The sequence below is a fragment of the Phenylobacterium sp. genome, assembly GCF_035475775.1.
In the GTDB taxonomy this organism is placed as follows: Bacteria; Pseudomonadota; Alphaproteobacteria; order Caulobacterales; family Caulobacteraceae; genus Phenylobacterium.
The window spans coordinates 1-16,818 of sequence record NZ_DATIMC010000070.1; the positions used below are offsets into that span (position 1 = coordinate 1).

The following is a 16,818-nucleotide window of genomic DNA, read 5'->3' on the forward strand; positions in this document are numbered from 1 at the left end:
CTCGCGATCCGCCGCGGGCGAGCCGCCCCAGGCGCGGTCCGCCGGTTCCGGATGTTCAGCCTCCCCGGGCAGGATCGTCCGGTGGCCGGCGCTCGGATGCGCCACGAGATCGCATCTGCGCCCGTGCGCGGCCAGTCTGCGCGCGATCTGCGCGGCGAAGGTGTCGGAGGGCCACAGCACGTCGCCTGCGCCCGCGACGAGCATGATCCGGCCACGCGCGGCCTCCACCGGGATCGTCGCGGCAGGAATGTCTTCCGCGAAGGTGGCGAGGCTCTTCTCGAACAGCGCGCGGAAGCGGACGCGGCCGGTCTCGGCGGGTCGCCACCTGGGGTCCACCGCAACGAAGGGCAGGGCTGTTCCGCCACGCGTCCACGACGAGCGCGCGAAGAAGGCATAGCCGTCGAACCCGGGTCCCGTGCTCGCCCAGGCGACGGAGCTCGGGCTGAAGGCGACCGCGAGATCGATGCGTGGATCGCTGGACGCCACGAGCAGCGTCGCCTCCGCGCCCTTGGAGACGCCGAGGAAAGCGATCCGCCGGCACCCCTCGGCGAGGAGGCGCTCGACGGCCGGCGTGAAGGTCTCCAGCGGGATTTCGCAGATCCCGGGGCTTTGACCCTCCCCGCCCCACCAGCGCTGCGCCAGCGCCGTGACGCCGCGCTCGGCGAACAGCCGCGCCCGGCCCGTCTCCAGGCGGCCGCTGGAGCCCGATAGGACCACGAGGCCCCAGCCGTTCGCCCGGTCCGGCTTGACGAGCGCGCCCTGCAAAGCGCCGGAAAGGGCGACCTCTTCCATCACCCCAGGTTCTTTCGAGCACCACGCGTTCGTCAAACGACATCCATGCAGCGCGTCTGTGATCCGCGCGCACCCAAAGGCTGCGGGTCTTGCGGCGCGGCGAACCGTGCTAGGCCATAGCCATGGCCGGGGCGGCGATCGAGCTCGAGGGGGTTGCAAAGCGCTATGGCGCGCAGGTGGCGCTCGCCGGCGTCGACCTGTCGGTCGGGCAGGGCGGGTTCACCGCCCTGGTCGGCGGATCGGGGTCCGGCAAGACCACGCTCCTGAAGACCATCAACCGCCTGATCGCGCCTGACGGCGGCCGCATCCGCATCGGGGGCGAGGACGCCGGTGGGCTGCCGCCGCACGAGCTTCGGCGGAGAATCGGATATGTTTTCCAGGAAATCGGTCTCTTTCCTCACCTGAGCGTCGGTGAAAACATCGGCGTCACGCCCCGGCTCCTGGGCTGGGACCGGGCGCGGATCGCCGCGCGCGTCGAGGCGCTGCTCGCGCTGGTCGCCCTGCCGCCCGACGTCGCCGGACGCGGGCCGGCCGAGCTGTCCGGCGGCCAGCGCCAGCGGGTCGGAGTGGCCCGCGCGCTCGCGGCGGAGCCGGCGATCATGCTGATGGACGAGCCGTTCGGGGCGCTCGATCCGCTGACCCGCGACCAGCTCGGCGCCGACTACCGGGCGCTGCACGACCGGCTGGGCCTGACCACGCTCATGGTGACCCACGACATGGCCGAGGCGGTCCTGCTGGCCGATCGCATCGTGGTGCTCTCCGCCGGTCGCATCCTGGCGCAGGGCCGGCCAGCCGAGCTGCTGGCGGGCGCGACGGACCCGGAGGTCCGCGCGCTGCTGGAGGCCCCGAAGCGGCAGGCCGACCGGCTGCAGGCCCGGCTGGCCGGAGAGCCGGGATGAGCGCGCGCCTCGCCGCCGCCTGGGCGCTGCTGCCCGATTATCTCGCCTGGCACGTGGTGCTCAGCCTGAGCGCGCTGGTGCTGGGCGTGGCGATCAGCCTGCCGCTGGCGGTTGCGGCCAGCCGCAGCGCGCGCCTGCGCTGGCCGGTGCTGGCCTTCGCCAGCCTGATCCAGACCATCCCCAGCCTGGCGCTGCTGGCGCTGTTCTATCCGCTGCTCCTGGCGCTCTCGGCGCTGGCGCGCGCGACGCTCGGCGCGGGGTTCCCGGCGCTGGGCTTCCTGCCCTCGCTGCTGGCGCTGACGCTCTATTCCATGCTGCCGATCCTGCGCAACGGCGTGGCGGGGATCCTGGGTGTCGATCCGGCGATCCGCGAGGCCGCCGACGGCGTCGGCATGACGCCTGGCCAGAAGCTCACGCAGGTGGAGCTGCCGCTCGCCGCCCCGGTGATCATGGCCGGCGTCCGCACCGCCGCGGTGTGGACCATCGGGGCGGCGACGCTGTCCACGCCGGTCGGCCAGACCAGCCTCGGCAACTACATCTTCGCCGGCCTGCAGACCGAGAACTGGGTGTTCGTGCTGTTCGGCTGCGCGGCCTCGGCCGGGCTGGCGCTGATCGCCGACCAGCTGCTCGGGCTGCTGGAGGTCGCGGCGCGGCGCCGCTCGCGCCCGCTGGCGCTCGGCGCGGCCGCGGCTCTGATCCTCGGCGCCGCCCTGGCGGTCGCGCCGCTGGCGAGCTTCGGGCGGCCCGCGGCCTATGTCATCGGGGCCAAGAACTTCTCCGAGCAATACATCCTGGCCGAGCTGATCGCCGAGCGGCTGGAGGCGCAGGGCGCCCGCGTCACGCGCAAGGAGGACCTCGGCTCCGCGGTCGCCTACCGCGCGCTGGCCGCCGGCGAGATCGACGCCTATGTCGACTACTCCGGCACCCTGTGGACCAATGTGCTGCAGAGCACCGACAACCCGGGCCGCGCGGCGGTGCTGCGCGAGCTCACGGCCGAGCTGAAGCGGCGCGACGGCGTCACCGTGCTGGGCTCCCTCGGCTTCGAGAACGCCTACGCCTTCGCCATGCGCCCCGACCGCGCGAGCGCGCTGCACATCGCCTCCATCGCCGACCTCGCCCGCGAGGCGCCGCGGCTGACCCTGGGCTCGGACCTGGAATTCCTCTCGCGGCCGGAGTGGAAGGCGGTGAAGGCGGCCTATGGACTCGCCTTCCGGGCGGAGCGCTCCTACCAGCCCACCTTCATGTACCGGGCGCTGGCCGACGGCGAGGCCGACGTGATCTCCGCCTTCTCCTCCGACGGCCGGATCGCGGCCCAGCACCTGGTGGTGCTGTCCGACCCCAAGGGGGCCATCCCCCCCTATGACGCGGTGGTGCTGATCTCGCCGCGGCGCGCCGACGATCCGCGGCTCAGGGCCGCCCTGCAGCCCCTGATCGGCAGGATCAGCGTCGAGGCCATGCGCGCGGCCAACTACAGCGTCGACCGCGACCGGGCCAAGGCGACGCCCGCCGAGGCGGCGCGGGCGCTGGCCGCGGCGATCGGCGCAGCGCCTACTTCGCCTCCACCTGCTCCTCGTCCGTCGCGTTGACGAGCTTGGCGAGCGCGTTGGCGTAGGCGCCGGTCACGTCGCCGAACGAGCCGGAGACGGAGATCGGCCAGGCCTTCTTGCCGCAGGCGTACTCCCAGGTGAGCTCGCCGCGCGATCCGGGAACGACCGGCTGGAACGGCTCCTTGGCCTTGGCCATCCAGGTGTCCTTGCTCTTCAGGTCGCCGTCGAACCAGATCACCATCTGCGGGCGGATGCGCGGATCGCCGTTGCAGGAGACCTCCCAGCGCGCCTTGACCACCGGCTCGTCCTTCTCCCCGACCTTCACCGAGGAGGTCCAGACGCTCACGTCGCCGTTCGAGTGCACGAAGCGGGTGTCGGTCTCCATCAACAACAGCTCCGCCGGGGTCGCGCCCATGACATGCCAGGTCTCGGCCAGGGCCGGCTTGGCGACGAGCAGGAGCGCCGCGGCGGAGGCGAGGCTTTTCCACATGCCTGTCAGCCTTCCAAGTTGTTCTCCGGCGGGCTGAACGCGGCGTGCGAGCCCTTGGGTCCCGCCGGGTCGCGGAAATGTGTTGCGCGCCGGCCGAGGCGTTCCCGGGGCGAGGGGCCCGGGTAGCCGTTCGTTAACCATACCCGGACGAAGGTGCCGGAGCGGTCCCCGCCCGCCGAATCCTGTTGCTTTCGAAGAGGTTCCCATGAACGGCGCCGAGGTTCTGGACGTCGGCCGCGACGCCATCTGGCTGACCATCCAGCTCTGCGCGCCGGTGCTGATCGTGGGCCTGGTCGTCGGCGTGGGCGTGGGCCTCTTCCAGGCGCTGACCCAGATCCAGGAGGCGACGCTGGTCTATGCGCCCAAGATCGTGGCGATCTTCGTCAGCCTGCTGATCTTCCTGCCGCTCATGGGCGCGCTGATGAGCGGCTTCATGCACCACATCGCCGAGCGCATTGCGGCCATGTAGCCGCGCGCAGGCCATGCAGCACTACGCCACCGCCCAGCAGGTCTACGCCGCCGCCCTGGTCTTCGCCCGGCTGGGGGCGATCGTCATGCTGATCCCGGGCATCGGGGAAGGCTACGTGCCGCCGCGCATCCGGCTGTCGTTCGCCTTCGTCATGGCGCTGATGCTGTTCCCGGTCCTCTCCGCAGGCGCGCCCGCCGTCCCCGCCGACCTGGGCGGCCTGGGCGGCTCGATCATCAAGGAGGTGCTGATCGGCCTGATGCTGGGCGGCATCCTGCGCCTGTTCATGACCGCGCTGGCGGCGGCCGGCGAGGTGATCTCGATCCAGACCACGCTCTCCTTCGCCCAGACCGCCAACCCGGCGGAGGCGCTGCCGTCGACCAGCCTGGGGACGTTCCTGGGCCTCCTGGGCCTGCTGCTGATCATGACCACCGACCTGCACCACCTGTTCCTGAGCGCGATCGTGCGCTCCTATGCGATCTTCCCGTTCTCCAGGGCCGTGCCGGTGAACGACGCCGGCCAGCTGGCGGTCCGCACGCTCGCGCAGGCCTTCGCGCTCGGCCTGCAGCTCTCCGCGCCGGTGATCGTCTTCTCGCTGGTGTTCAGCATCGCCACCGGCCTGGTCGGCCGGGTGATGCCGCAGTTCCAGGTGTTCTTCGTGGCCACGCCGCTGCAGCTTTTGCTCGGCCTGTCGGTGTTCGCGCTCAGCCTCGGCGCAATCGGCCTCGTCTGGGTCGAGCGCTACCGCGACATGGTCGCGGCCTTCGGAGCCTGAGCGGCATGAGCGACGCCAACGACGCCGCCTCGCGGACCGAAGAGCCCACCCCCCGAAAGCTGCAGCGCGCCCGCGAGCAGGGCGATGTGGTCAAGACGCCGGACCTCGCCTCGCTCGCCTCCCTGGCGGCCGTCGCAGCGGTGATCGCCATCTCCGGCGGAGCGCTGGCGCGCAACCTGGCGGCCGCGCTGGTCCCGTTCCTCGCGCGGGCCGATGCGATCCGGCTGCAAGGCGATGGAATCGGCGAGGTGGCCCGCCGGGCGATGATGGCCGCCGCCCCGGTGCTGATCGCGGTGATGGCGGCCGCGGCGTTCGCCGGCGCGGCCGGCAACCTCGTGCAGACCGGATTGCTGTTCACGCCCTCGCGGCTGCGGCCGCAGCTTTCCAAGCTTTCCCCGATGGCGGGCCTGCGCCGGATGGTCGGCCCTGACGGCCTCGTCCACTTTCTCAAGTCGCTGCTGAAGGTGGCCGCGACCGGGGCGATCGGCTGGTGGGTGCTCGCGCCGCACTGGTCCGAGCTGGCGGGCCTGGCGAGCCTCGATCCCCTCGCCATGCTGCCGTTCGCCGCCGAGGTGCTGCGGCGGCTGGTGTTCGCCACCGTCGGCTTCCTGCTGGTGGTGGCCGGGGCTGACTGGCTCTTCCAGCGCCAGCGCTACATGGCCCGCATGCGGATGAGCAAGGCGGAGGTCAAGGAGGACTTCCGCCAGTCCGAAGGCGATCCGCAGATCAAGGGGCGCCAGAAGCAGATCCGCGCCGAGCGGGCGCGCCGGCGGATGATGCAGGCGGTGCCGAGCGCGACGGTGGTGGTCGCCAACCCGACGCACTACGCCGTGGCGCTGCGCTACGAGCAGGGCGAGACCGCCGCGCCGATCTGCGTGGCGAAAGGACTCGACACGCTGGCCCTGAAGATCCGCGCCGTGGCGGAGGAGGCCGGCGTGCCGGTGATCGAGGATCCGCCCCTGGCGCGCGCACTCTACGCCGCGGTCGAGGTCGACGAGATGATCCCTCAGGCCCACTACCAGGCGGTCGCCAAGATCATCGGCTTCATCCTCACCGGCGCGCGCCGTGCCAGAGCGCGGGCCCTGTGACACTATGCGACTGAGACCGTTGGATGATTCGGAGGCCGCCCTGGCCAGGCCGTCTGCAGACAAAAGGCGCGGAGCGGGGTTCGACCCGCTGGCGGCGGCCGCCGTGGTGTTCTTCCTGATCGCCGTGGCGTTCGCCGGCGCGCCGCTGCTCAAGGCCGGTTCCGCCACGCAGGCGGGCCTGCTCCTGCTGATCGGGCTGGCGGGCGTCTCGCTGCTCGGCGTGTTCGTCCTGCGCGCCGGGGCCGAGCCGGCGGACGAGAGCGAGCCCGGTGCGGAGAAGCTGATCGCCGCCCTCTCCGAGGCGGCGGCGGTGGCGGCCCCGGACGGCCGGATCATCGCCGCCAATGCGGCCTGGAAGAGCCTGGTCGGCCCGAGCCCGCGGCTGCCCAAGGGCGGCGCCTCCGCGGCCAGCCTGTTCGCGGCGCTGTCGGCGGCGCGCCGTGGCGAGCCCGCCCGCGCCAGCCTGAGGACGGCCCGAGGCGAGCAGGAGGCGCTGGTGGCGACGCTCGCGCCGCGCCGCTTCCTGGTGCGGCTGACGGGGCCTGGAGCAGGGACGCTCGCCCTGCCGTCCGCCGCCATGGAGGTGATCGCCGCGGTCGCCAACGCCGGGCGCGCTCCGCCCGCCGTGCTGGACGCGTTCGCCGCGGCTTCGCCGTTCGGCGCGGCGCTGCTCGAGGGTGAGGATCCCTTCGCCGCCACCATCGTCGAGGCCAATCCGGCGCTGAAGGCGGTGGCCGGCGCGGGCGGCGAAGCCGGCCAGGTGTTCGGTCAGCTGATCGAGGCCGCCTCCCGGGTCGACGCGGTCCAGCGCCGGGGCGAGGGCCGCGGCGCGGGCGCGCCGCTGGAAGTCCGGCTGGCGCACGATCCGGCGCGCATCGCCCACCTCTACCTGACCCGGACGGACGCTCGCTGGGTCGCCTACCTGGTCGATGTCTCCGAGCAGAAGCAGATCGAGCTGCAGCTCGCCCAGAGCCAGAAGATGCAGGCCATCGGCCAGCTGGCGGGCGGCGTGGCGCACGACTTCAACAACCTGCTCACCGCCATCTTCATGCAGCTCGATGTCCTGGCGGCGCGGCATCCGGTGGGCGATCCCTCGTACGAGGGCCTGAACGAGATTCGCCAGATCTCGACGCGCGCCGCCGATCTGGTCCGCAAGCTGCTGGCGTTCTCGCGCAAGCAGACGGTGCAGCGTGAGATCCTCGACCTGGGCGAGCTGATCAGCGAGTTCGAGGTGCTGCTCCGGCGCGTTCTCTACGAAGACGTGAAGCTGGAGACCGAATACGGCCGCAACCTGCCGCAGGTCCGCGTCGACCGCGGGCAGCTCGAGACGGCGGTGATGAACCTCGCCGTCAACGCCCGTGACGCCGTGCGCGCCCACGGCGGCGGCAAGGTCAGGATCCGCACCGCCCGCGTCACGCAGGAGCAGGCCCGCGAGATGGGCTACGCCGTGGCCCAGGGCGACCAGGCCTTGATCGAGGTCTCCGACGACGGCCCCGGCATCCCGGCCGAGGTGGTGGACAAGATCTTCGATCCCTTCTTCACCACCAAGCCGGTGGGCGAGGGCACGGGGCTCGGTCTCGCCACGGTCTATGGCGTCATCAAGCAGTCGGATGGCTGGATCTCCGTCGAGTCGAGGCCGGGCGAGGGTGCGGCCTTCCGCATCTTCCTGCCGGTCTGCCACATGGCGGCGGTGATCCAGGCCGCACCGGAGCCGATCCGGTCGAAGCGGCCGGCGGCGCGCGACCTCTCGGGCGCGGGGCGCATCCTGTTCGTCGAGGACGAGGACGCGGTCCGCGGCGTCGCGGCCAAGCTGCTCAGAGCCCGCGGTTACGAGGTCATCGAGGCGGCGAGCGGAGAAGAAGCGCTGGGTCTCGCCGAGACCCACGCCGGCCAGATCGACCTGATGATCTCCGACGTCGTCATGCCGGGCATGCAGGGGCCCGATCTCCTGAAGCAGGCGCGGCAGTACCTGGGCGCGGCGCCGGTGATGTTCATCTCGGGATATGCGGAGAGCGAGTTCTCCGACCTGTTGGAAGGCGAGGCCAACGTCTCCTTCCTGCCCAAGCCGATCGACATCAAGACCCTGGCCGAGCGGGTCAAGCAGGAGCTTCAGAAGGCGGCCTGAGCCGTCAGGCCGCGCTTGCCTTGGGCGCGTTCCGCCCTCAATCATCGCCCCGCCCAAGCCACTCACCCAGCGCTCGTGTCCGACACCGCCCCCGGCCAGACCCGCACCCTCAGCGTCCAGCAGGCCTTCGACCTCGGCTTCACCGCCTTGCAGGCCGGCCGGCCCGACGCGGCCGAGCAGCTCTTCCGGCCGGTCTGGACGGCGACCCGCGCCCCCCACGTCGGCCTCAGCCTGGGCCTGGTGCTGGAGCAGCTCGGGCGCTTCGAGGAGGCGGAGGCGGTCTGCCGCGAGGTGCTGCGCGAGCACCCCGGCGATCCGACAGCCGAACGCCAGCTCGGTTTTCTCGTGATGCGCTTCGGCCGTTACGCCGAGGGCTGGCCGCTGCTCGAGGCGCGCATGCGGATCGCCGGCGACAGGCGCCGGCCCGACCTGGCGACCCCGGAATGGGACGGCGGCGCGGTCCGCACCCTGCTCGTCTGGCCGGAACAGGGATTCGGCGACCAGATCCAATACGTCCGCTTCGTGAAGGTGCTGCAGGCACGCGGCATCCGCCCCATCCTGGTGTGCGGCTCCTCCACGGCGCGGCTCTTCCAGCATCTCGGGTGCGAGGTGGCGCAGGCCCGCGGGCAACCGCTCCCCGGCCACGACGCATGGGTCATGCTGGCGTCGCTGCCCTTGCGCCTGGGTGCGACGCTCGAGACCGTTCCGCAGCCGCCCTACCTGCCGGGCGGCCCGGTCGGCTCAGGCGTGGGCTTCGTCGCCAAGGGGAGCCCGGCGCACGTCAACGACGCCCATCGCTCGCTGCCGCCGCCGCTCGCCGCCGAGATCGCCGGCTGGCCGGGCGTGGTCAGCCTGCAGCCCGAGGACACCGGCGCCTCCGACTTCGAGGCCACCCGCCGGCTGGTCGAGCGCCTGGAGCTGGTGATCAGCGTGGACACGGCCGCCGCGCACCTGGCCGGCGCCATGGGCAAGCCCTGCTGGCTGCTCCTGCCGCATCTGGCCGACTGGCGCTGGATGCAAGACCGACTCGACAGCCCCTGGTATCCTTCGCTCCGCATTTTCCGTCAGCCCGCACCGGGCGATTGGGCGAGCGTCATGGCCGCGGTTCGAGGAGCTCTCGATGAATGCGCTTAGGCCCCGCTACTCGCGGCGAGAGCCGCTGCCGTTCCGCAAGCCGCCGCCGCCGGCGGCGTTCTGGACCGTTTCGGCCTTGGGCGCCGCCGCCCTGGGCGCGCTGGCGTTGGGCGCTGTCGCGATCGGGCGCATGGCGATCGGCCGCCTCGCGGTGGGACGGCTCAGGATCGGCCGCCTGGACGTGGACGAGCTGACGGTGCGCCGCCTGAACATCCGCGAGCGGGCCTAAGCCTCCGCCGCCGCCGGCGCAGCCGCCTTCGCGCCATACGGCGTCAGATCGATGCCCGGATACCGCAGGGCGACATCGGACAGCGTCTGCGCGTTCCAGTACGGATGCCCGGCGGGAGGCCAGCCGAACAGGTCCCGCTGGCGCGGAGTCATCCTCACCATGGCCTCCTTCCAGCCGGGATTGAGCGCGCGGTCGGGCCAGGCGAGCTTGCCCTGCCATTGCCAGCCGCGCTTCTTGAAGTCGATCGGCATGACGAACCGCGAGCGGCCGGGGGCCTTGAAGTTCGAGCCGCGGTGGAAGACGTCGGTCTTGTAGATCAGGATCGAGCCCGCCGGGCCGGTGACCGCCACCTCGTCGTCGAAGAACTCGCCCATCTCCGTGCGCGTGACCCCGAGCGGGATATGGCGGGTCTTGTCCAGCGGCACGGCCTTGGTCGGCCCGTCCAGCTCGGTCACGTCGGAGAGCAGGATGAAGCAGGTCATCTGCGGCATCAGCTGATCGGCGCGGGGCACGACGATGGTGTGGTTCTCGTAGTCGCGGTGATGCGCCTGGTCGTAGTCGACCGCGCCCGAGTACTTGGCCCACAGCTCGATCTTGTAGCAGTCGATCTCGGTGGTCTGCAGGAAGCGCTCGGCCGCCTCGATCAGGTCCGGATAGACGCACACCCGGTTGATCGCCCAGGCGGGGTAGGGGAAGAACCGAAGCCCGGCGAACTGGCTCCTGGCGTACCGCGGGTGCGCTTCGGGATCGGCGAAATAGGCCTCGGGGCGGGGATAGATCTCCCAGAGCGCCTCCTGGCAGGCGCTCAGCGTCTCCGGGTCGAGGAAGCGCTCCACCACGGTGAAGCCGCGGTCGAACACCTCGGCGAGATTGGCGTCGGGTATGCGCATGGGGACCGCTCCTGAAGAGCGCCGATTGATAGCCGAGGCGAACGGTTTCGCAACGCCGGCCTTGCGCTCGGGCTCAGGCCGCGCTTCCGTTGGGACATAGCGAGGAAACGGATTTCAGGGAGGTCCCCATGGCCAGCATCAATCCGAACGGCAAGCTCACCGGCAAGGTCGCCATCGTCACCGGCGCGAGCCGCGGCATCGGCGAGGCGATCGCCACGCGCCTGGCCATGGAGGGGGCCAAGGTGGTCGCCTCCGCCCGCACCGCCGAGGCCGGCGAGAACACCCGCCTGCCCGGCACGCTGCACGAAACGGTGGACCGCATCCGCAAGGCGGGCGGCGAGGCCACCTTCATCAAGGCCGACCTCGCCCAGGCGGTCGACCGCGAGCGGCTGGTCGCCGATACGGTCGACAGCTACGGGCCGGTGGACATCCTCGTGAACAACGCGGCGATCACCTACTTCATGCCGGTCACGGAGTTCACCGAGAAGCGCTTCAAGCTGATGATGGAAGTGCAGGTCTACGCCCCCTTCCATCTGTCGCAGATGGTCCTGCCCTCGATGCGCGAGCGCAAGCAGGGCTGGATCGTCAACATCTCCTCCGGCGCGGGCATCCACCCGAAGCAGCCCTACCAGCAGCGCGGCGGCCGTGGCGGCACTGTCTACGGGATGTGCAAGGCCGCGCTGGAGCGCTTCACCACCGGCCTGGCCTCGGAGGTCTATGACGACAACATCGCCGTCAACGTCGTCTCGCCGGGCCTCGTCGAGACCCCCGGCACCCTGCTGCACGGGCTGGTCAACGATCAGACGCGCGCACGCGTGCAGCCGATCGAGTACATCGCCGAGGCCGTCTTCCGGCTGGCCTCGGGCGATCCGAAGACCATGACCGGCCGCATCGACTACGCCGAGCCGTTCCTCAAGGAGTTGTCGGTCCAGCCGGCGGAGCTGGTGTAGCGGCCGGATGATCGAGCAGACCGTCGATATCGCCACCAAGGCCGGGGCGAGCACGACCTTCATCGTCCATCCGGAGCGGAACGGGCCGCATCCGGTCGTGCTGTTCTTCATGGATGCGCCGGCCATCCGCGAGGAGCTGCGCGACATGGCTCGGCGGATCGCCGCGGTCGGCTACTACGTGATGCTGCCCAACCTCTACTACCGGCGCGGCGTCATGGAGCTGAAGGACCTGCCGCCGCTGCCCGAGGCGGGGTCCCGCGAGCGCATGTTCGAGCTGATGAACTCGCTCAGCATCCCGCTGGTGATGGACGACGCCGACGCCCTGCTCGACTTCGCCGATCGCGATCCGGCGGCGGCCTCGGGTCCGATCGCCACCCTCGGCTACTGCATGAGCGGTCAGTACGCGATCGCCTTCGCGGCGCGCTGGCCGGAACGGGTTGCGGCGGCGGCCTCGATCTACGGCGTGCGCCTGGTCACCGACGAGGCCGACAGTCCGCACCTGGCCGCCGCCAGGGCCCGAGGCGAGCTCTACTTCGCCTGCGCCGAGCACGACACCTGGGCGCCCCTGGAGACGGTGGAGGCGCTGGACCAGTCGGTGAAGGCGCGAAACCTCAACGCCGAGGTCGAGCTCTATCCCGGCGTCCACCACGGCTTCGCCTTCCCGCAGCGCCCGGTCTACGACAAGCCCGCCGCCGAGCGGCACTGGGAGCGGCTGTTCGCGCTGTGGAAGCGGAACCTGGGATGATCGAAGCCTCTCCCCCTCTCTCGCTTCGCCCGGGGAGCGGCTTTCAGGGCTTTTGCGCCACCACCGGCGGGATCCAGCCGGGCTCCAGAGCCTTGGCCGGATGCGAGGCGGTGACCATGCCGAGGAACGGCGGGGCGATCTCATAGCCCAGCAGCTTCTGCGCCTGCGGGCTCATCTCGCGCACCATCTCCTTCGGCACGGACAGCCAGAAGTTCTCCTGCGGCCGCGCCCAGGGCTCGCAGTACTGGTTGGTGAAGGCGAGCCGCGGCCGGTCGGTCAGGTTGGCGCCGCCGCGGTGCAGCAGCGTGCCCGGGAAGACCAGCGCCGCCCCCGCCGGGATCTCCATCGGGACCAGCCTGTCCGCGAGCTCGGCCCGGTCCTTCGGCCAGCCCTCGCCGTCGGGCTCGCCCCACAGATGGCTGCCCGGGATGACCTCGGTCGCGCCGTTCTCCTTGGTGAACGCGGAGATCGCCCCGATCACGCTCACCCCGATCGGCGCCCTCGGCCGGCGCTGGTGATAGAAGCCGTCGTCGGAATGGATGTTCTGCGGCGTCTCGCCCGGGCCCAGGTCGATCGCGTGACTGGCCGAGAGCAGGAAGTTGGGCCGCAGGAAGCGCCCGATCAGCGCCATCAGCCGTGGATCGGCGGCGATCTCCTCGAACACTTTGCCGCGCGCGACCAGGGTGTAGATGCGTTCGGTCTTGAAGCCCTCGAAGTCGTTGCGGCCATGGTGGCTGCCGAGATAGGGCGCGAGGCCCTCCCGGAAGGCGGCGAGCCCCGCCTCGTCGAGGAAGTCCTCGATGACCGTGTAGCCGTCCTTGCGCAGGCGCTCGGCGTGGGCGTCGACATCGAAGCGGGTGGCGATCGCGTCCATGACTGCAGCCTCCGCGCCCAGCATACGCCCGCTCAGGCGCGACGGAAGCACTCGACGAGCTGGGCGGTCCAGGCGCGCAGGTTCTGCTTCTTGTCGAGCGGCGTCGCCCCGTGCCGGACGAGCACCAGGTCGAGGTCGGGAACGCAGACGATCGACTGGCCGTCGTAGCCGAGCGCCGCGAACGAGCCTTCGCCGCCGCGATCGAGCCACCAGTGCGCGCCGTAGCGGCCGTCGACGTCTTCCGCCCCGGGCTGCTGGTAGGTCGGCGTCCGCGCGTGGTCGACCCAGCCCGCGGGCAGCAGGCGTCGCCCGTCCCAGACGCCGTCCCTGAGATAGAGCAGGCCGAAGCGGGCGAAGTCGCGCGCCGTGCAGAAGCAGAAGGACGAGCCGATGAAGGTTCCGGCGGCGTCGAACTTCGGGACCGGGCTCATCATCCCGATCGGCTCGAACAGCCGCGCGCGCATGTGCGTCTCGAAGTCCGGGCCGAACGCGTCCACGGCCCGCGCCAGCGTCCGGCTCACGATGTTGGTGGTCCCGCTCGAGTAGTAGAAGAACGTCCCGGGCTCGTGCGCCAGCGGGACGGAGGCCGCGTAGGCCGCCACGTCCGCCTGGCCCGCCCCGAACAGCATCTCGATCACATCGGAGGGCTCGCCCGGCACGTACTCCTCGATCCAGCGCAGCCCGCTCGACATGCGCAGCAGCTGATTGAGCGTGATCGCCCCGCGGGGATCGCCGGCCGCACGCCACTCGGGGACATCGGCCGGCGAGCCGATCTCGAGGCGGCCATCGCCCACCGCGATCCCGACCAGGGCGTGGGTGATGCTCTTGCCCATCGACCACGACGGATAGGTCTGGTCCGCGCCGAAGCCCTCGCCGTACCGCTCGTAGATGAGCCGCCCCTGCTGGACGATGACCAGCGCGTGGGTCTCGCCCAGGCGCTCGGAGCTTGGCGCGCCGAACGCGTCCTCGATCAGCGCGGCGAAGGGCGTCGACGAAAGGTCGGGCAGCGGGCCATCCGGCCAGGACTCGGTCGGCCAGGCGACGCCGGCCGGCTGGGCGGGAAGCGGGGCAAGGCGGCGGTTCGTCAGGGTCTCGCTCATGGGCTGCAGCCTCTCAGCTTTTCAGCAGCCCATCCAGCGTCGTAAGGCTTTTCCGCCAGCACGCCCGGGTCCGTCATGCTCAGCCGCCGAGACGTCCTCCTCACCGCCGCGAGCGCGGCGCTTGGCGGCCGCGCCGCCGCCGCGCCTTCGCCGGTCGCGTCCGGGGTGGAGCAGAAGCTCTCCGCCCTGCTCGACGCCTTCTTCGCCGAGGACCTGCAGGAGAGCCCCGAACTCGCCACCTCGCTCGGCCTCGATGTCGGCGCGCACGCCGATCTGAAATCGAGGCTGCAGCAGGCCTCCGTCGCCGACCTCGAGCGCCGCAAGCGGCGCACCGCCGACCAGCTCGCCCGGCTCTCCGCCATCGATCGCAAGGCGCTCACGGCCATGCCGGCGGTGAACTACGATTCCGTGTTCTACGACCTGCAGACCACCGACGCGGCCAACCGCCGCTTTCATTACGGCCACGAGGGCGCGGGCTCGCCCTATGTGCTGAGCCAGATCACCGGCGCCTACCAGAGCGCGCCCGACTTCCTCGCCACCCAGCACACCATCACCACGCGCGCCGACTGCGAGGCCTATGTGGCGCGGCTTTCCGAGCTCGCCCGGGTGATGGACCAGGAGATCGAGCGGGTGCGCCGCGATGCGGGCCTGGGGGTCATCCCGCCGGACTTCGCCCTCCAGGCCGCGCTCGGCCAGATGAAGACCATGCACGTGCCGGCCGAGCAGTCGACGCTGGTCACCTCGCTGGTCGGTCGCGCCAGGGCCAAGGGGATCCCCGGCGACTGGCAGGGGCAGGCTTCCGCGGTCTATCGCGAGAAGGTCGCCCCGGCGCTCGCGCGCCAGATGGGCTTGCTGGCGGAGCTCCTGCCGAAATCCGTCCACGAGGCCGGGGTCTGGCGGCTTCCGGACGGCGAGGCCTACTACGCCGCCGCGCTCGCCTCCGAGACGACCACGCGCATGACGCCGCAGGAGGTGCACAAGCTGGGCCTCGAGGTGGGCGCGCAGCTTTCGGCGCGCGCCGACGTGCTGTTCAAGAAGATCGGGATGAGCCAGGGCACGATCGCCGACCGCTACCGGGCGCTCTTCAAGGACCCGAAGTACGTCTATCCGAACACCGACGCTGGCAAGGCGAAGCTGATCGCCGACCTCAACCAGCTGGTCCAGGCCATGCAGCGGCGGCTGCCGGCCTACTTCGACACCCTGCCGAAAGCCGGGCTGGAGATCCGCCGCATCCCCAAGGAGACCGAGCAGGGCGCCTCGACGCATTACACCGAGGGCAGCCTCGACGGCACGCGGCCGGGCATCTACTGGCTGAACCTGCGCGACACCGCCGAGGCCCCCTGGTGGGACATGCCGACCACCACCTACCACGAGGGCATCCCCGGCCATCACCTGCAGCAGTCGCTGCAGCGCCAGGCGGACCTGCCGATGCTGCGCAAGGTGGCGAACTTCGACGCCTATGTGGAAGGCTGGGCGCTCTATGCCGAGCAGCTGGCCCAGGAGATGGGCGCCTACGCGACCGATCCGGCCGGCGAGCTGGGCTACATCCACGACGCCCTGCTGCGCTCGGGCCGGCTGGTCACCGACACCGGCATCCACGCCTTGCGCTGGAGCCGCGAGAAGGCCGTCGCCGTCCTCTCCGACACCGACGGCGACCCGGCCTCGCTGGCCGGGCAGGAGATCGAGCGCTACGCGGTCTGGCCGGGCCAGGCCTGCAGCTACATGGTGGGCAAGATGGCCATCCTGCGGCTGCGCGATGGGGCGCGCGCAGCGCTTGGAGCTGGCTTCGATATCCGCAAATTCCATGACGCGGTGCTGCTCGCCGGCGCCCTGCCGCTGGGCGTTCTGGAGACCAAGGTCGGCGACTATATCGCCGCCGCCCGGCGCGCCTGAGGGACCGGCCGCGGCCGTTCAGGTCCGGAGGGACGTCGTCGGGGCCGGGCGCCCCGCCGAGGCTCAGCTCGCATGGCCGATCACGGCTTGCTGACACGAGGTTGTCAGTAGAGGCGTCTAAAGTGGCCGGGTGGGCAACGACAACCGCTGAGAAAGGCTCCGCCATGTCCGAACAGCTCGTCTTCTACACGAACCCGCAATCGCGCGGCCGGATCGTCCGCTGGATGCTGGAGGAGGTCGGCCAGCCCTACCGCACCGAGATCCTCGACTACGCCACGACGCTGAAGCAACCGGCCTACCTGGCCATCAACCCGATGGGCAAGGTGCCGGCGATCAAGCACGGCGAGGTGGTGGTCACCGAGTGCGCCGCGATCTGCGCCTACCTGGCCGACGCCTTCCCGCAGGCGGGGCTCGCGCCGCCCGTGACCGACAAGCGGCGCGGGACCTACTACCGCTGGCTGTTCTTCGGGGCCGGGCCGCTGGAGGCCGCCGTCACCAACAAGATGCTGGGGTTTGAGACCAAGCCCGAGCAGGGCCGCATGGCCGGCTACGGCTCGCTGGAGGACGCCCTCAGCACCGCCGAGACCGCGCTCAAGGCCGGCGACTACATCCTGGGCGACACCTTCAGCGCGGCGGACGTCTACTTCGGCTCCGAGCTCGGCTTCTTCACGCAGTTCGGCGCCATCGAGACGCGGCCGGCCTTCGAGCGCTACCTGGGCCGGCTGATGAGCCGGCCGGCCGCGGTCCGCGCCCGCGAGATCGACGACGCGCTGTCGCCGCCCCAGCCGCAGCCCACGCCCGAGCCGGCGTAAGCGACGGCC

General features: G+C 71.2%; 17 protein-coding genes. 12 read left to right on the plus strand and 5 right to left on the minus strand.

The window, feature by feature from the left end; all coding sequences use genetic code 11:
* A partial coding sequence (locus VLI41_RS08895) for an acyl-CoA thioester hydrolase/BAAT C-terminal domain-containing protein (RefSeq protein WP_325267718.1) occupies window positions 1-792 on the minus strand: 792 nt, incomplete at its 3' end.
* A gap of 122 nt (window positions 793-914) precedes the next feature.
* Between VLI41_RS08895 and VLI41_RS08900 the strand changes: the two genes are divergently transcribed.
* Window positions 915-1,691, plus strand: coding sequence for an ABC transporter ATP-binding protein (locus VLI41_RS08900; protein WP_325267719.1), 777 nt, complete (start codon window positions 915-917; stop codon window positions 1,689-1,691).
* Window positions 1,688-3,277 carry a glycine betaine ABC transporter substrate-binding protein gene (locus VLI41_RS08905; RefSeq protein ID WP_325267720.1) on the plus strand — a complete coding sequence of 530 codons (1,590 nt, stop codon included), beginning with the start codon at window positions 1,688-1,690 and terminating at the stop codon, window positions 3,275-3,277. The genes VLI41_RS08900 and VLI41_RS08905 overlap by 4 nt, the downstream gene beginning before the upstream one ends.
* Here VLI41_RS08905 and VLI41_RS08910 read toward each other — a convergent pair.
* On the minus strand, window positions 3,240-3,728 hold the full coding sequence (locus VLI41_RS08910; protein WP_325267721.1) for a hypothetical protein: 489 nt from the start codon (window positions 3,726-3,728) through the stop codon (window positions 3,240-3,242). The genes VLI41_RS08905 and VLI41_RS08910 overlap by 38 nt on opposite strands.
* Window positions 3,729-3,933: 205 nt before the next feature.
* On the opposite strand from VLI41_RS08910, the gene fliQ reads away from it, so the two are divergent.
* The 6 genes from fliQ to VLI41_RS08940 all read left to right on the plus strand — a co-directional run bounded on the left by fliQ (window position 3,934) and on the right by VLI41_RS08940 (window position 9,545).
* Entirely contained in the window at window positions 3,934-4,197 is a 264-nt protein-coding gene (gene fliQ / locus VLI41_RS08915) for a flagellar biosynthesis protein FliQ (protein ID WP_325267722.1), read from the plus strand.
* A gap of 13 nt (window positions 4,198-4,210) precedes the next feature.
* A complete protein-coding gene (gene fliR / locus VLI41_RS08920) occupies window positions 4,211-4,969 on the plus strand; it encodes a flagellar biosynthetic protein FliR (RefSeq protein WP_325267723.1) in 759 nt (252 codons plus the stop codon).
* Between the two features lie 5 nt (window positions 4,970-4,974).
* Window positions 4,975-6,057 carry a flagellar biosynthesis protein FlhB gene (gene flhB, locus VLI41_RS08925; protein ID WP_325267724.1) on the plus strand — a complete coding sequence of 361 codons (1,083 nt, stop codon included), beginning with the start codon at window positions 4,975-4,977 and terminating at the stop codon, window positions 6,055-6,057.
* Window positions 6,058-6,061: 4 nt separating this feature from the next.
* The gene (gene cckA / locus VLI41_RS08930; protein ID WP_325267725.1) at window positions 6,062-8,182 is read left to right on the plus strand and encodes a cell cycle histidine kinase CckA; all 2,121 of its coding nucleotides are present in this window, start codon (window positions 6,062-6,064) and stop codon (window positions 8,180-8,182) included.
* Between the two features lie 75 nt (window positions 8,183-8,257).
* Window positions 8,258-9,316 (plus strand): tetratricopeptide repeat protein, encoded by a 1,059-nt coding sequence (locus VLI41_RS08935; protein WP_325267726.1) that lies wholly within the window; start codon window positions 8,258-8,260, stop codon window positions 9,314-9,316.
* Window positions 9,303-9,545, plus strand: a complete 243-nt coding sequence (locus tag VLI41_RS08940) for a hypothetical protein (RefSeq protein ID WP_325267727.1) — start codon at window positions 9,303-9,305, stop codon at window positions 9,543-9,545. The genes VLI41_RS08935 and VLI41_RS08940 overlap by 14 nt, the downstream gene beginning before the upstream one ends.
* Here the strand turns inward: VLI41_RS08940 and VLI41_RS08945 are convergent.
* Window positions 9,542-10,435 (minus strand): phytanoyl-CoA dioxygenase family protein, encoded by an 894-nt coding sequence (locus VLI41_RS08945; RefSeq protein ID WP_325267728.1) that lies wholly within the window; start codon window positions 10,433-10,435, stop codon window positions 9,542-9,544. The genes VLI41_RS08940 and VLI41_RS08945 overlap by 4 nt on opposite strands.
* A 128-nt stretch (window positions 10,436-10,563) precedes the next feature.
* Here VLI41_RS08945 and VLI41_RS08950 point away from each other — a divergent pair, with 128 nt between their 5' ends.
* Together VLI41_RS08950 and VLI41_RS08955 are read left to right on the plus strand one after the other, a co-directional pair.
* Entirely contained in the window at window positions 10,564-11,385 is an 822-nt protein-coding gene (locus VLI41_RS08950; protein ID WP_325267729.1) for an SDR family NAD(P)-dependent oxidoreductase, read from the plus strand.
* Between the two features lie 7 nt (window positions 11,386-11,392).
* Complete coding sequence (locus tag VLI41_RS08955) at window positions 11,393-12,130, plus strand: dienelactone hydrolase family protein (RefSeq protein ID WP_325267730.1); 738 nt, start codon at window positions 11,393-11,395, stop codon at window positions 12,128-12,130.
* A 43-nt stretch (window positions 12,131-12,173) separates the two neighbouring features.
* On the opposite strand, the gene VLI41_RS08960 is transcribed toward VLI41_RS08955, so the two are convergent.
* Together VLI41_RS08960 and VLI41_RS08965 are read right to left on the minus strand one after the other, a co-directional pair.
* Window positions 12,174-13,004 (minus strand): phytanoyl-CoA dioxygenase family protein, encoded by an 831-nt coding sequence (locus tag VLI41_RS08960; RefSeq protein ID WP_325267731.1) that lies wholly within the window; start codon window positions 13,002-13,004, stop codon window positions 12,174-12,176.
* A 32-nt stretch (window positions 13,005-13,036) separates the two neighbouring features.
* Window positions 13,037-14,104 (minus strand): serine hydrolase, encoded by a 1,068-nt coding sequence (locus tag VLI41_RS08965; protein ID WP_325267732.1) that lies wholly within the window; start codon window positions 14,102-14,104, stop codon window positions 13,037-13,039.
* A 75-nt stretch (window positions 14,105-14,179) separates the two neighbouring features.
* Between VLI41_RS08965 and VLI41_RS08970 the strand changes: the two genes are divergently transcribed.
* A complete protein-coding gene (locus tag VLI41_RS08970; protein ID WP_325267733.1) occupies window positions 14,180-15,997 on the plus strand; it encodes a DUF885 domain-containing protein in 1,818 nt (605 codons plus the stop codon).
* 164 nt (window positions 15,998-16,161) lie between these two features.
* Window positions 16,162-16,809, plus strand: coding sequence for a glutathione S-transferase family protein (locus tag VLI41_RS08975; RefSeq protein ID WP_325267734.1), 648 nt, complete (start codon window positions 16,162-16,164; stop codon window positions 16,807-16,809).
* The last annotated feature ends 9 nt before the right edge of the window (window positions 16,810-16,818 follow it).